This is a genomic window from Nitrospina gracilis Nb-211 (assembly GCF_021845525.1).
Taxonomy (GTDB): Bacteria; Nitrospinota; Nitrospinia; order Nitrospinales; family Nitrospinaceae; genus Nitrospina; species Nitrospina gracilis_A.
In genome coordinates this window covers 44,854-59,696 of sequence record NZ_JAKJKD010000001.1, presented here as the reverse complement: position 1 = coordinate 59,696, position 14,843 = coordinate 44,854, and the positions used below count along the sequence as shown (strand labels likewise).

The 14,843-nt window shown below is 57.7% G+C and carries 14 protein-coding genes; 7 read left to right on the top strand and 7 right to left on the bottom strand.

Annotated features, from left to right (window positions below; translation table 11 throughout):
* Positions 1 to 525: 525 nt before the first annotated feature.
* Both J2S31_RS00335 and J2S31_RS00330 read right to left on the bottom strand, forming a co-directional pair.
* Positions 526 to 735 carry a hypothetical protein gene (locus J2S31_RS00335; RefSeq protein ID WP_237097048.1) on the bottom strand — a complete coding sequence of 70 codons (210 nt, stop codon included), beginning with the start codon at positions 733 to 735 and terminating at the stop codon, positions 526 to 528.
* A gap of 42 nt (positions 736 to 777) precedes the next feature.
* Entirely contained in the window at positions 778 to 1,566 is a 789-nt protein-coding gene (locus J2S31_RS00330; RefSeq protein ID WP_237097047.1) for an electron transfer flavoprotein subunit beta/FixA family protein, read from the bottom strand.
* A 114-nt stretch (positions 1,567 to 1,680) separates the two neighbouring features.
* Here J2S31_RS00330 and J2S31_RS00325 point away from each other — a divergent pair, with 114 nt between their 5' ends.
* Positions 1,681 to 3,270 carry a hypothetical protein gene (locus J2S31_RS00325; protein WP_237097046.1) on the top strand — a complete coding sequence of 530 codons (1,590 nt, stop codon included), beginning with the start codon at positions 1,681 to 1,683 and terminating at the stop codon, positions 3,268 to 3,270.
* A 73-nt stretch (positions 3,271 to 3,343) separates the two neighbouring features.
* Entirely contained in the window at positions 3,344 to 3,625 is a 282-nt protein-coding gene (locus tag J2S31_RS00320) for a hypothetical protein (RefSeq protein WP_237097045.1), read from the top strand.
* Between the two features lie 3 nt (positions 3,626 to 3,628).
* On the opposite strand, the gene J2S31_RS00315 is transcribed toward J2S31_RS00320, so the two are convergent.
* Genes J2S31_RS00315 through J2S31_RS00295 form a run of 5 tightly spaced genes read right to left on the bottom strand, consistent with a single transcriptional unit; the run spans position 3,629 to position 5,187 of the window.
* Positions 3,629 to 3,934 carry a hypothetical protein gene (locus J2S31_RS00315; RefSeq protein ID WP_237097044.1) on the bottom strand — a complete coding sequence of 102 codons (306 nt, stop codon included), beginning with the start codon at positions 3,932 to 3,934 and terminating at the stop codon, positions 3,629 to 3,631.
* A 10-nt stretch (positions 3,935 to 3,944) separates the two neighbouring features.
* The gene (locus J2S31_RS00310) at positions 3,945 to 4,235 is read right to left on the bottom strand and encodes a hypothetical protein (RefSeq protein ID WP_237097043.1); all 291 of its coding nucleotides are present in this window, start codon (positions 4,233 to 4,235) and stop codon (positions 3,945 to 3,947) included.
* Entirely contained in the window at positions 4,228 to 4,611 is a 384-nt protein-coding gene (locus J2S31_RS00305; RefSeq protein WP_237097042.1) for a hypothetical protein, read from the bottom strand. The genes J2S31_RS00310 and J2S31_RS00305 overlap by 8 nt, the downstream gene beginning before the upstream one ends.
* A 2-nt stretch (positions 4,612 to 4,613) precedes the next feature.
* The gene (locus tag J2S31_RS00300; RefSeq protein ID WP_237097041.1) at positions 4,614 to 4,982 is read right to left on the bottom strand and encodes a hypothetical protein; all 369 of its coding nucleotides are present in this window, start codon (positions 4,980 to 4,982) and stop codon (positions 4,614 to 4,616) included.
* 16 nt (positions 4,983 to 4,998) lie between these two features.
* Positions 4,999 to 5,187 (bottom strand): hypothetical protein, encoded by a 189-nt coding sequence (locus J2S31_RS00295; protein ID WP_237097040.1) that lies wholly within the window; start codon positions 5,185 to 5,187, stop codon positions 4,999 to 5,001.
* A gap of 500 nt (positions 5,188 to 5,687) precedes the next feature.
* Here J2S31_RS00295 and dnaA point away from each other — a divergent pair, with 500 nt between their 5' ends.
* From dnaA to serS, 5 genes are all read left to right on the top strand, one after another.
* Entirely contained in the window at positions 5,688 to 7,079 is a 1,392-nt protein-coding gene (gene dnaA, locus J2S31_RS00290; protein ID WP_237097039.1) for a chromosomal replication initiator protein DnaA, read from the top strand.
* Positions 7,080 to 7,322: 243 nt separating this feature from the next.
* On the top strand, positions 7,323 to 9,926 hold the full coding sequence (gene gyrB / locus J2S31_RS00285) for a DNA topoisomerase (ATP-hydrolyzing) subunit B (protein ID WP_237097038.1): 2,604 nt from the start codon (positions 7,323 to 7,325) through the stop codon (positions 9,924 to 9,926).
* Positions 9,927 to 9,975: 49 nt separating this feature from the next.
* The gene (gyrA, locus tag J2S31_RS00280; RefSeq protein ID WP_237097037.1) at positions 9,976 to 12,393 is read left to right on the top strand and encodes a DNA gyrase subunit A; all 2,418 of its coding nucleotides are present in this window, start codon (positions 9,976 to 9,978) and stop codon (positions 12,391 to 12,393) included.
* 192 nt (positions 12,394 to 12,585) lie between these two features.
* Positions 12,586 to 13,434, top strand: coding sequence for an outer membrane protein assembly factor BamD (locus J2S31_RS00275; protein WP_237097036.1), 849 nt, complete (start codon positions 12,586 to 12,588; stop codon positions 13,432 to 13,434).
* Between the two features lie 8 nt (positions 13,435 to 13,442).
* Positions 13,443 to 14,723, top strand: coding sequence for a serine--tRNA ligase (gene serS / locus J2S31_RS00270; RefSeq protein ID WP_237097035.1), 1,281 nt, complete (start codon positions 13,443 to 13,445; stop codon positions 14,721 to 14,723).
* The last annotated feature ends 120 nt before the right edge of the window (positions 14,724 to 14,843 follow it).

Sequence of the window (14,843 nt, the reverse complement as noted above, 5' to 3'; positions counted from 1 at the left end):
AAATCGGCAGAAAATATCGGGTGAAACGAACCCCATTTATATCGGAAAACCGGATCGTTTCCATTAGCGATTAAAAATTGAATGAGGTGCTTAAAAGCGCTCCAGCTTGCCCCGGGTTTGGCACGAGCTATGCAACATTTAATATGGTAATTGAACTGTTTTCAAAGGAAACCCGGATATGACACACACACAGGTTTTCAACACAACCTCATTCCAGCGGAATCAGCCGAAACTCCTGAAAATCATAGTTCTTATGGCCTTGTTGGCCCTCCTCTTCCTGGGAACCACGAATCCGGTTTCGGTCTCCACGTACGCCAAAACAATGAACGGTTCGGTTGCTTCCCGGAACTGACCCACGGGAAGCCATATTCCCTGAAGTCGGGAATGACCCTTGCTCCTCGGTCTCTTCTGCCTCTCGCTCCCGCGAACTTTCCTTCTACATAGACTTCAAACCTCCATGCAAGAAGGGGGAGGCTGGGGCCTCCCCCGGACTGCACTTCGTTCACTTGTAATTACACACTCGATTCAAAATTTTCCCGGCGGCAAAAATAAAGACAGATTGAGAATCGCCTCGATCCCGAACAACTCGCCCACCGCGCCCAGCGTCAGCAAAAACAGGTAAAGAATCAGCAACCCCCAGCCGGCTTTTGTGATGAGTTCGCGTTTCGCGTGGGGCCGGGTGGAAGCGGGTATGGCGGGAGGTGGGGAAAGTTTGTTTTTAATGGAAGGGTCCATGGCCTCGGCCCCAAAAAGGAAGAATTGGCGCAGTGGCTTCAGTCAAACCACTTTGATCTCGTCGCGCAGGATGCCCAACAGCCTGGTGCTGATTTCCTGTGGACTGCCTTCCAGCATGACGCCCTTTTTGCGCGCGGGCGGTTTGGCCAGATCCACCTGGGTGATGTGGTTCGCCGCAGAACCTTGCGTGGCGGGATCGAACCCGATTGCCGCCGCGTCGAGCACGGCGATTTCTTTTTTCTTCGCCGCCATGATGCCTTTGAGTGACGGCAGGCGCGGTTCGTTGAGTCCTTTCTGACAGGTGAGCACGGCCGGAAGCGGCGTTTCGATGATTTCCGATCCGCCTTCGATCTGCCGCGTCACCTCGGCGCTTTTCCTGTCGTCGGCGATGTTCAGCCTGGTGATAACGGAGACGAACGGCAGGCCAAGAAGCACGGCGAGTGACGGGCCCACCTGCGCCATGTCGTCGTCCACCGCCTGGCGGCCGCACAGAATGAGGTCGTGGTCGAGCGTGCGGATGCCCGCCGCCAGCACCTGCGCCACACCTAAAGAGTCGAGTCCCTCGAATGCCGGGTCGAGCAGGTGCACCGCCTTGTCCGCGCCCATGGCGAGTCCCTTGCGCAGGGTGTCCTTGAAGTTCTCCGGCCCCATGCTGATAAGAGTCACCGTGCTTTCGCCGTCAGCTTCCTTGATGCGCACCGCCTCCTCCACCGCGAACTCGTCGTAAGGATTGAGCACACGCGGAAGACCGTCGGTTTGCACTTTGCCGTTCTGGATTTCGATCGCCGCTCCGGTGTCGATCACCTGTTTGACACATACGAGGATGTTCACGGTCGTCTCCGTCTGAATAAAAAAGTTTCCGGTCAGTTTTGTTGGAAATTATCCCACGCTTGCCTGAAAATGTTAACAGTCAAAGTGAATCCGTCAACTTCGGAAAAGCCGCCGTTGCCGAATCCAATTCCCATCCAACAGCGCAACACCGCGCCGCTTCCCGGCGAAGCGCCCGCTCCCACCCGTCCCGCAGGTGAAGATCATCTCATCACCTGGGCGCGCGCGTTCATCTACGTGTGGGCCATCGCGTGGTTCTCGCTGGTCAGCGCCGATCCCGATCTGTGGGGCCACGTCCACTTCGGCAAGGCCATCGTCGAGCAGGGCGCGGTGCACGACACCAATCCGTACTCTTACACGGCGGAAGGCTACCGCTGGATCAATCACGAATGGTTGATGGAAGTGATCTTTTACGGCATCTACGCCGTGGCGGACTCCACCGGCCTCATCCTCGCCAAACTGTTTCTTGGCATCTACATCATTCACCTGCTCTCCGGACAGCACTTCGCCCGCTCGCGGAACGTCACCGTGTACCTGGGCCTGTTTGTGCTGGCGGTCCCGGCGATGTCCGCCGGGTTCATGACGCGCCCGCACCTGGCGACGTTCCTGTTCCTCACCTGGATGGTCGTGGTGCTTCAAAAGTTTTTCGATGGCAACCACCACGCGATCCGCTGGATGCCCTTGATCTTTCTCGGCTGGGTGAACAGCCACGGCGGCGTGGTGGCGGGTCTCGGCATTTTCGGCTTGATCACGTTCATTGAGGTGGTGCGCGGATGGAAGTCCGGCACACGCGCGCCGCGCCTGCTGGCGGGAGCGTTCGCCCTGTCCTGCGTCGCGGCGCTGATTCATCCCCACAGTTACAAGCTGTGGATGTTTTTTTATGAATCGCTCGGACGCGAACGGGTCATCACCGAATGGATGCCGGTGCCGTTATGGACCGCCGATTACATCCACTACAAAATTCTAGCGACGCTGTTTGTTCTGAGCTGGTTTTTGCCGACGAAAAAACGGTTTTGGGAACTGGCCGTATTGACCGTCGCTCTGGTTTACGGATTCAAACACCAGCGCCATACCGTGCTCGCGGTCATCCTGCTCCTGCCTTATCTTTCCATGCAGTACGGTCATGTGCTGGCCAGGTTGGATGTGCGGCCGCATTACGTGAGGCTGTCGAATCATTTTCAATGGACGACGCAGGGGGTTTTGCTCACCTTCATGATCTTCTTTCTGATCAACCGCTGGCAGTTGTTCTCCGGCAACAATTACAAAATCTGGGTCGAGCCCAGCGTTTATCCCACCTATGCCGCGCGGTTCATGCAAACCAATCATCTTTCCGGCAACACGGCGGTGCCCTTCGACTGGGGCGAGTACTGGATCTGGAAATTTCCGCAGGCGAAGGTGTCGATCGACGGACGTTTCCGCACCGCCTACCCGCAGAGCGTCATCGACCTGAACGCCGCCTTCGCCACAGGCCGGCCGGAGGGAAAACGACTGCTCACCGACTTTCCCACGGAATTTGTGTTGACCGGACGGCACGAGGCGGCGCACCAGGCAATGGAAAGCCAGCCCGGCTGGGTGAAGATTTATCAGGACCCCATTTCCAAAATTTTCGTGAAGGAAACGGAGCCGCCTTCCCCCGCGCTGGAAAAACATCAGAAAGGAAAGCTGACCGATCCCACCTCCCCCGTGCCTTACGAGTTTCCGGGGTGATGCGAATTTAAATTGGGGGCAGGTTGAAAAAGAGGCCGGACGGGCGCAGAATGGAAAAAACAAGGAGTCTGGTATGAACACCTTCACCCTGACCATTTTCGGCGTGCTCATCGTTCTGCTCGTGGTGCTGGTGTCGCAGAACATGATCGGGCCGATCATCGCTCTGGGGCTGGCGTTTCTGGTGCCGCCGATGCTTGGGATTCTGACCGGCTACATGATCGGCGCAGGCACCACCCTGCAACGCAAACGCAGTCCCATTTTTTTCTGGACCTACTTCACCCTGTTCACCGTGCTGGGTGCGATCATCCTCTTCATCGGCCTCACCGCCACGCCCTCGCCGGAGGTCACCCCCTGACCCTCAGCGAATGCGTTCCTCGATTTTTTTGAGGGCGGCTTTGATGTGGTCGGTGAGCGCCTGGCTGGAGATGCGCATCACCTGTGCCGCTTTTTTCTTCTTGAGCCCGCCGTAGAACACCAGGCACACGGCGGTCAGTTGCTTGTCGGTGAGCGCCGCATCGTTGAGATCGATGGGCGCCGCTTTCAAATGTTGAAATTCCGGCCGCGGCTGATACCCGCCCACCGGCGCATCCCACAAACCGGTGTTGACCAGCGTCTCCAGGATTTCCGGCGACGTCGGCCTGAGGTGGTTGTCGGTTTCGTCCATCGCATCGGCATCAAATTCCGCATCGGTCGCCGACGAACTGCGCCATCTCCTCCTCCCCGCGTTCCAGCAGAAACCGCACCACGGCGCGGAGCGCGTCGATCAGCAACGCCTCCCGGTCCGCCGACTGTTCCTGCATGAGCGTCTTGCGGATGTCGAGAATGTGGCCGACGTACATGCCGTGGATGCGGTGCAGCTGCACCTCCTCCGGCGCGTGCCGCAGGATGTCCTGGATCGACTGCCGGAGCGCCCCCACCTCTTCCAATAGAATCAGCAGGGCGGGATCGGGCCGGGCGTCAGTCATGATGGCTTTCCGCCGCGCCGATGGTGCGGTTCACCACTCGGTTGAGTTCGTTGAGCTGTTTGAAGATCCTGCCGATGGCGCTTTCCGTGCGGCCGACGGTACGGTGAAAGCCGTCCTTGTGCACGAACTGCTCGTACAGGTACTTGTGATCGGCCAGACGCGAACGTTCCAGCAGTTCCAGGTCGCGTTCCAGTTTGTCGATGCGTTTTTCCAGTTCGCCGCCCTGCTCGTCGATCTTGGCCTTCAGTTCGGTTTTGACCTCGAGGAAGTGCCGGTCATTGTCCGCGATGAGTTTTTTCGTCAACCAGCCCACCACCCAGATGCCCACCGTGAGCGCGAGCGTGATGTAGGGCGTGAGGATTTGTAGAAACGTCATGGTCATCGATCCGGTGGGACGGGTTTGGCGTTGATGGAGGCCGGCTTGTCGTCAGGCGGGGCGGACCAGGGCGTCGTCTCGATCAGCATCGCGTCGGTGAAAAACCAGGTGTGGCGGCCGGTGCCGTCGGGGTCGCCGCACAACTTCGGTGCGCGATCGGTCAGCACCACCGTGTGCACGCGCTGCACGGGGAACGTGCGATCGCCGAACGGATCGTAACGCAACACCAGTTGTCCGGCGGCGTTCAGGTGCCACAACGCAGACGGCAGGCGAACGCGTTGTGGGGAGGGGTGCGGCGGTTCCCCGGTGGCCCACGTTGGAAGAAGCAAAACCCAGGCGAATACAATAAAAGCGAAAGGAAGCAAATTCATTTTTAGAATTTCCGTTTCAACGCAACAGGTTTTTGGACACGCCGGCGCGCAGGGTGCCGAGACCGATGCCTTCCAGCAGGGTGTTGAAGTGCGGACTGGAAACCAGCTCGCTCAGCGACGCATCACCGGTAATGAGATTGAGTATCGAAATGGCGACCATCATCGCCGAGACCAGGTAGGTTTTTTTTCCTCGCAACCAGTTCATGTTGTCTCCCTTAAATTAAAAAATGAAAAACAATATTAATGAGGCAGGAGGAACGGACCGGGATCGCCGGTCCGTTCCGTGTCCGGGCAGGTGGGCGTCTTGTGCGCGGCAAGACGGGTGAGACGAACACCGGCGAATGGCCCGGGCTGTCGACGGGATCCTCGTGATCGCGCGTCCGCCTGCGTCCAGCCGTTGCGACCGGTTTCTACTAACAGCGTCCGGCGCAAGGGGTGGTCCCCATAAGCTCATGTTTTTAAAGGGGTTTTATTTTTAAAAAGGGAGGGGAATGTTTTCCACAAAATGAACGGGTGTGGAAAATATGTGAGTAACAAATTTTTATTCAGGCAATTAACCTGTTATTACAAGACTTATTATTGAAAGAACGTTCTGCTCATTTTTTGTGGTTGAATTGGTTCAGGCTGTTTTATATATTCAACGCGTTCTCTCCTCACATTTTATTTCGTCCTCACGATTTTTCTCAAGTAGAAGGGGCTGGGTTTATGGACGCTCTATGGAAGAATTGTCTCGATCACATCGAACAAAAAATTCTTCCTGAAAACTTCAACACGTGGTTCACCCCGCTTTATCCCTGCGCTAGAAACGAAAACACACTCACCCTGGTGGTTCCCAATCGTTTTTTTGAACGGTGCCTCAGAGAAAACTACCTTGAGTTGATTCACGAAACGCTGGAACATATTGCGAACAAGAAACTCGAAGTGTGTTTTCAGGTAAACGGCGCAATTTCAGGCATTGAAGTGCCGCCGAACGGCAATGGCAACGGAAACGGGCACCATCCCGTTTCGGCCCCGTCTGAAGCGGAAATGAAGGCCCCCGCCGCGCCGCGTGTGGAAGTGGGTGAAGGGCCGCGCGTGGATAGTTTTCTGAATCCGAAATACACGTTCGACCGTTTCGTCATCGGGCCCAACAACCAGTTCGCGCACGCCGCCTGCCAGGCCGTGGCGCAGAAACCGGCGTACACCTACAACCCGTTGTTCCTGTATGGAGCGGTGGGTTTGGGCAAAACGCATTTGCTCCATGCCATCGGCAACCAGATTTCCGAGCAAAACCCAAACCTGAGCGTGCGCTACATTTCCGCGGAGCGCTTCACCGTCGACCTGATCGAATCCATCAAGCGCGACAAGATGGCCGCGTTCCGAGAAAAATACCGTCCGCTCGACGTGCTGTTGGTGGACGACATCCAGTTCATCGCCGGCAAGGAACGCACGCAGGAAGAATTTTTCTACACGTTCAATTCGCTGTACGAGTATCACAAGCAGATCGTCGTCTCGAGCGACCGCTATCCCAAGGACATGAAGAATATCGAAGAGCGTCTGCGGTCGCGCTTCGAAAGCGGACTCATCGCCGACATCATGCCGCCGGACCTCGAGACCAAAATGGCGATCCTCTACAAGAAGGCCGACTTCCACGAAAAGAACATCTCGCAGGACGTCGCCATGTTTCTCGCCAACAACATCAAGTCCAACATCCGCGAGCTGGAGGGCATCCTCCTGCGCGTGATTGCCTACTCTTCGTTCACGCGGCGCGACATCGATCTGGACCTGGCGAAAGAAGTGCTGAAAGACTTCACGGTGGATAAGAACAAGCATTTTTCCATCGCCAACATCCAGAAAGTCGCGGCTCAATACTTTAATATCAAGGTCTCCGACCTCAAATCCAAGAAGCGGTCCCGGGACATCTCCATCCCCCGCCAGATTGCCATGTACATCTGCCGGGAGTACACCCAGGCATCGCTTCCCGAGATCGGCAAGCAGTTTGGTGGAAAAGACCACACCACGGTCATCTTCTCGCACCGCAAGATCTCCGGCCTCATCAAGGAAAACAATGAGTTGACCGGGTCCATCCAGCAGATTCTGAACATCCTCGAAAGCTGAGCAACCCCTTAAAAATTTGTGGAAAACCGGGGTAAAAATTGTCCCCCAAACCGTCCCTAATCAGGTATAATTATATAAGGTACGAAGTTGTCCCCACCCGCAACGTTTTCGCGACGTTCGGCACAACTGTTTTTCAACCGTTTATTCCTTAAAATTCATTAAGTTAGACTGATTTTCCACATTCCCACAACGCCTACTACTACAACTATCTTGTTATTTTAATTTTTCTCTGATCTGGAACTGATGGAAACACCGCAAAAGGCTGTTTACGACTCGTCCAATATCAAGGTCCTCGAAGGTCTGGAAGCCGTTCGCAAACGTCCCGCCATGTACATCGGCGGCACCGGCCAGGATGGACTGCACCACCTGATCTATGAGCTGGTGGATAACAGCGTGGATGAATCCATCGCCGGATACTGCACGGAGATCGAAGTCCACCTGCACGTGGATGACAGCGTGACCGTTTCCGACAACGGCCGCGGCATCCCGGTTGATCATCACAAGGGCAAAAACATGTCCGCCGCCGAGGTGGTGATGACCACCCTGCACGCCGGTGGCAAGTTCGACAAGGACACGTACAAGGTGTCGGCAGGCCTGCACGGCGTCGGCGTCTCCGTCGTCAACGCACTGGCGGAAACGCTGGAATTGGAAATCAAGCGCGACAACAAGCTGTACCAGCAGAAATACGAGCGCGGCAAGCCTGTGTCCCCGCTGGAGGAAGTGGGCAAAACCACCACCACCGGCACCAAGATCGATTTCAGGCCGGATCCGGAAATCTTCCCCGACACCAACTTCAGTTTCGACATCTTGTCCAACCGCCTGCGCGAGCTGTCCTACCTGAATAAAGGCCTGCGCATCAAGATCCATGACGAGCGCGATGGACGCAGTCATAATTTCTTTTTTGAAGGCGGCATCCAGTCGTTCATCGACCATCTGAATAAAAGCAAAAAGACCTTGCATCCGAAACCGATATACATCGAGCGCGAACGCGACGATATGTATCTGGAGCTGGCTTTGCAATACAACGACAGTTACGCGGAAGAGCTGTTCACCTTTGTCAACAACGTCAATACCAAAGACGGCGGCACGCACCTGAGCGGATTCCGCTCCGCCCTCACCCGCACCGTCAACAGCTACGCCACGCAGAACAATCTGCTTAAAAACGCCGGCGTCAGCCTGACCGGCGAGGATGTGCGCGAAGGACTGGTGGCGGTGATCAGCGTCAAGATCCCGGATCCGCAGTTCGAGGGGCAGACCAAGGGCCGCCTGGGCAACAGCGACGTCAAGGGCCAGGTAGAGCAAATCGTCAACGAAAAGCTGGGGCAGATCTTCGAGGAAGAGCCCGCCGTGGCCCGGGCCATCGTAGGAAAGGCCATCAGCGCCGCTCAGGCGCGCGAGGCGGCCAAAAAAGCCAAGGACCTGGTCCGCCGTAAGAGTGCGCTGGAAATCAGTTCCCTGCCCGGCAAGCTCGCCGACTGCTCGGAGAAAGATCCGGCGGAATCCGAACTGTATATCGTTGAGGGTGATTCCGCAGGCGGTTCCGCCAAGCAGGGCCGCAACCGCAAGTTCCAGGCCATCCTGCCGCTCAAGGGAAAAATTCTGAACGTCGAAAAAGCGCGTTACGACAAAATGATCAGCAGTGACGAAATCCGCGCTCTCATCACCGCCCTTGGCACCGGTATCGGTAAGGAAGACTTGAACGTCGACAAGATCCGCTATCACAAGATCATCATCATGACCGACGCGGACGTGGACGGCTCGCACATCCGCACGCTTCTGCTCACGTTTTTCTTCCGGCAGATGCCGGAGGTCATCCAGCGCGGTTACCTGTATATCGCCCAGCCGCCACTGTTCAAAATCAAGCGCGGCAAATCGGAGACCTACATCAAGGACGAGAAAATCCTGTCGCAGTACCTGGTGGAACAGGGCAGTGAAAACCAGGAACTGCACATTGCCGACAACGGCAACGCCTATTCCGGGCCGGAGCTGGTGCGCATCGTCAACCAGCTCATCCAGTACCGCGAATGCACGGACATGATCTCGAAAAACAATATTCCGGCGGAGGTCCTGGACGCGCTGGTGCGGCAGGCCATGGATGAGAATACCTTCCGCACGCTGGGCACCATGCTGAAGACCATCGAGGACATCATGCAGTGGTTGATCAATGCCGACTGCCGCCAGCGGTTCGAATTGGGCGAGGGTCTCAAAAACGTGCCTATCGTCCTCAAAAACGGCGAGATGCTGGGCGCAGAGGAAGCGGCGGAGTTCAAAAAATTCGGTATCGAGTTCGATGAGCCGGAGGGCAGCACCTACCGTTCGAAAACCGAACACGGCCAGCAATGGATCCAGGTGACGACGTCGATCAAGGATTTTTACATCACTATCGACTACGATCCGGAAAAGAATTTTTACCAATTCCTGTTTTCCGGCCGCCGCTGGGGACGGGAATTCGGCGTGCAGTTCAACGCAGAGTTCGTTAAATCGCCGCTCATCAAAAAGCTGTATTCGTATTACGAGCCGATCCGGGCGCTCGACCGGCCGCCGTTCACGTTGAATTACAAAAGCGAGTCGCGCCAACTGCCCAACAAGCACGAGCTGCTGGACGCCATCATGGAGGCAGGCAAGGGCGGCATGTACATCCAGCGCTATAAAGGACTGGGAGAGATGAACCCGGACCAGTTGTGGGAAACCACCATGAATCCGGAATCGCGGGTGCTGTTGCAGGTGCGCGCCGAGGATTTCGTCGAGCTCGAGGAACTGTTCTCGACCTTGATGGGCGACGCCGTCGAGCCTCGCCGCGAGTTCATCCACAAGCATGCCATGGATGCCAAGAACCTGGATATTTGAACCGGCCGCCACGCAGAACACACAACGACCTTAACCAAAGACACAAAACATGGGCCAGACCGTAGAGCTGATCAATATCGAAGACGAGATGCGGAGTGCGTATCTCGATTACGCGATGAGCGTCATCATTGGACGCGCCCTGCCGGACATCCGCGACGGCCTGAAACCCGTACACCGGCGCTCGCTGTATGCCATGCACGACCAGGGCAATGTGTTCAACCGGCCCTACCGCAAGTCGGCGCGCATCGTCGGTGACGTCATCGGTAAATACCATCCGCACGGCGAGATGGCGGTGTACGACACCATCGTGCGCATGGCGCAGCCTTTCGCTCTGCGTTACCCTCTGGTGGATGGGCAGGGCAACTTCGGCTCGGTGGACGGCGACTCCGCCGCGGCGATGCGCTACACGGAAATCCGCATGCGCGAGATCACGCAGGAGTTGCTCAACGATCTCGAAAAGGACACGGTGCAGTTCGTCGCCAACTACGACGAATCGACCACCGAACCCACGGTGCTTCCGGCGGCGTTTCCGCATTTGCTGGTCAACGGTTCGTCGGGCATCGCCGTCGGCATGGCCACCAATATTCCGCCGCACAACCTGAAGGAAATCGTCAACGCCGCCATCCATCTCATCGAAAACCCGGGGTGCAGCATCGACGACCTCATCAAGATCGTGCCGGGGCCGGATTTCCCGACGGCGGGGTTGATCCACGGCACCGCCGGCATCCGCGCCGCCTACCACACGGGACGCGGGCAGATCAAGGTGCGCGGCCGGGTGGAGATCGAAGAAAGCCCGAAGGGCGACCGCGAATGGATCATCATCCGCGAACTGCCGTTCCAGGTGAACAAGGCGCGCCTCGTGGAGAAGATCGCACAACTGGTGCGCGACAAGAAACTGGAGGGCATCAGCGACCTGCGCGATGAATCGGACCGCGAGGGCATCCGTGTGGTGCTCGAACTCAAAAAAGGCGCCAACAGCCAGGTCATCCTCAACACCCTGTACAAGAACACGCAGTTGCAGGAGACCTTCGGCATCAACCTGCTGGCGCTGGTGGGACGCGAACCGCGCCTCTTGGACCTCAAGGACGCGCTCGAACAGTTCGTGCTGTTCCGCCGCGAGGTCATCACCCGCCGCACGGAATACGACCTCAAAAAAGCGCGCGAGCGCGAACACATTTTAGAGGGTCTCAAGATCGCCCTCGACCACCTCGATGAAGTGGTTCAGCTCATCCGGCAGGCGGCCGACCCCGCCAGCGCGCGCGACGGGTTGATGACGCAGTTCGGTCTGTCGGAAGCGCAGGCCAAGGCCATCCTGGAGATGCGCCTGCAACGCCTCACCGGGCTCGAGCGGCAGAAGATCGTGGACGACCTCGAAGCCGTGCGCAAGGAAATCGCCGAATACGAAAACATCCTCGCCCACGAGGACGTGAAGCTCGACATCATCAAGCAGGAGCTGGTCCGCATCCGCGACAAGTACGGCGACGAGCGCCGGACGGAGATCGTGGTGACGGACGAGGCGGACATCGACATCGAGGACCTCATCGCCGACGAGGATGTGGTGGTCACCTACTCGCGTGGCGGCTACATCAAGCGGCAGTTGATCGACAACTACCGCGCGCAGAAACGCGGCGGCAAGGGTATCAAGGGCATGGCGGTCAACGAGGAAGACGTGGTGCACCAGGTGTTCGTGGCGTCGAACCTCGATTACCTGCTGGTGTTCACCAACCTCGGCCGCGTGCACTGGCTCAAGGTGTATCACATACCGGAAGCGAGCCGCATCGCCAAAGGCAAGTCCATTGCCAACCTCATCCAACTGCAACCGGACGAGAAGATTGCCAGCATCCTGAGCGTGGACACCTTCGAGGCCGACAAGTTCATCACCTGCGTCACCGAACGCGGTATCGTGAAGAAGACGTCGATGGAAGCCTACAGCCGGCCCAGGCAGGGCGGCATCATCGGCCTCACGCTGGACGAAGGCGACCGCGTCATCACCGCGCTCATCAGCGACGGCAACCAGCACGTGCTGATGGCCACGCGTTCCGGCATGGCTATCCGTTTCGATGAAAAGGACGTGCGTCCCATCGGCCGTACCGGCCGGGGTGTAACGGGCATCCGCTTCAAGGACGGCGACTGGGTGGTGGGCGCGGAGATTGTGGAGCCGGGCAAGCACCTGCTGGCGGTGACCGAAAACGGGCTGGGCAAACGCACGCCGATCGACGATTACCCCGTGCAGGGCCGCGGCGGCCGCGGCGTCATCACTCTCCGTTGCAACGAAAAAACCGGCCACCTCGTCGGCGTCGAGCAGGTGCAGGACGACGACGAACTGCTGGTGGTCACCTCGCGCGGCAACATCGTCCGCATGGAAGTCAGCGAAATCTCCGTCATGGGACGCAACACGCAGGGCGTGCGGCTGGTGCGCATGGAAGAGGGCACGCAGATCGTGGGATTTGAAAAACTCGAGGACTGACCGGCCCACGGCCGGAAGGGACAAGGGGATATCTGGAACGCGCCCGTTGACTATCGTTCGCCCGGAAACGCATCAGCCTGTTTCCCCTCCCTGTAAAGGAGCCGGCCGGCCTTTCACGCCGGCGACCTGGACCACCGATGATGACATCTCTGTAAACATCATCCTGTGACCGGAACCCAATTAAGGCGGATCGTGTTGGATTATCGAATTGCATTCCAGTTCAAATTTCTGGTTTGGCTTGTGGTGCTGGTGTTCATAGGCGCCTGCCAGCCGGACCCCGAACCGCGCCGACTGCTGGAGAAGGCGCACGACCGGTGGATCGACGGCCACAGCCACAGCGCCGTCGAACTGTTCCGTGCCGTCCTCGAAATCTCGCCCAAAGGCCCCGTCGCGCAGGAAGCCCTGTTCCGCCTGGGCGAAATCTATTACTTCGACCTCGACGACTACGAAAAAGCTCTCGGCTTTTTTCAGGACGTGGCCAAACGCAACCCGAAAGGACCGTTCGCCTACGACTCGCGCAAGTACATTGCGGAGATCGTGGAACTCAATATCAAGGACCTCGACCAGGCGATCATCGAGTACCAGAACCTGATCAACCTCAACGAACGGCCGGAGGAAAACGCCGAGCACCAGTTCCGCATTGCGTCGATCTTTTTCAAAAAGCACAATTACGACCAGGCGCTGATGGAGCTGGAAATCCTGCTCGAGAATTACCCGAAATCCGATTGGGCGGAACGCGCGTATTTCCGTATGATGGAAATCCTGTTTTCGCTGAAGAAATGCGATGAAGCGCGAACCCGCTACACCGCATTTCAAAATGCGTTTCCGCGCAGTGATTTCGAAGGCGACATGGAATTCATCATGGCCTCGTGCCTGGAGGAAGAAGGCCAGCTCGATCAGGCGTACGAGCGCTTCCAGGCGCTGGAAGGCAACTACCGCTACCCGGCGTTGATCAAAATGAAACTGGAAGGTCTGGAGCAACGCATCAAAAAAGGCGGCCGCTCCAAGCGTAAGATTCACCGAAGCCGCAGAAAAGATTAGGAACGTTCATGCTCGATATCAAACTCATTCGCGAAGACGCCGAGAGCCTGCGCGCCCGGCTGGCCCAGCGCGGAAGCGCGTTTGCGGACGGACTCGACCGCCTCGCCCAGTTCGATGCCGAGAGGCGCGACAAACAAAAAGAAGCCGACCAACTCAAAAACAAAAAGAAAACCCTGTCGAACGAGGTCGGTCAACTCAAGAAAAAAGGCGAAGACGCCACCGCGCTGATGGACGAGGTGAAAGAGATCAACGCCCGCATCAAGGAACTCGACGACCAGGCGGAGCATCTGGAACAACAGGTGCGGGACACCCTGCTCGCCATCCCCAACGCACCCAGCGACACCACCCCCGTTGGCAAGGACGAAACGCAAAACGAATTCGTGCGCGAGTGGGGAACCAAACCGCAGTTCGACTTCAAGCCGAAGACGCATCTGGAAGTGGGCGAGGCGCTGGGCTTGCTCGACGTCAAACGCGCCGCCAAAATTTCCGGCGCGCGCTTCGCCGTGTTCCGCGACCAGGGGGCGCAACTCCTGCGTGCGCTCATCAACTTCATGCTCGATGTGCAGACGCGCGAGAACGGCTACACCGAGCTGTATCCGCCGGTGCTGGTCAACGAGGAAAGCCTGGAAGGCACCGGACAACTGCCCAAGTTCAAGGAAGACCTGTTCCGCCTGGAGGACGATTATTACCTGATCCCGACCGCCGAGGTGCCGGTCACCAACTATCACCGCGACGAGATCCTGAAGGAAGAGGAACTGCCGATCAAATACACCGCTTACACCCTGTGTTTCCGGCGCGAGGCGGGGTCTTATGGCAAGGACACGCACGGCATCATCCGCCAGCACCAGTTCGACAAGGTGGAGCTGGTGCAGTTCGCGCATCCGGACCGCTCGTGGGACGAGCTGGAAAAACTGCTCACGCATGCGGAGTCGATTTTGCAGAAGCTCGGCCTGCACTACCGCGTGATGAACCTGTGCACGGGCGATCTCGGTTTTTCCGCCGCCAAGACGTACGATCTGGAAGTGTGGTTGCCGACGCAGGACACGTTCCGCGAGATTTCGTCGTGCAGTAATTTCACCGACTACCAGGCCCGGCGGGCGAAGATCCGCTTCAAAAGCAAGGACGGCGGCAACCAGCTGGTGCACACGCTGAACGGTTCCGGCGTGGCGGCGGGACGCCTCTTCGTCGCCATCCTCGAAAACTATCAGCAGGCCGACGGCACCGTGGCCGTGCCCGAGGCGCTCCGTCCCTACATGCACGGTCTGGAAGTGATTGGCAAACCCGGCTGAATCTGGTAGGGTTTCGCGTTTGCGGAGCGGGATGCGGGACCGGACGGGTTGCATGGCCATGACTTCTTGCAGTTTGGGCCGGACTTGGGTACATTGAGGGCACCGAGGGGGACACCGAAT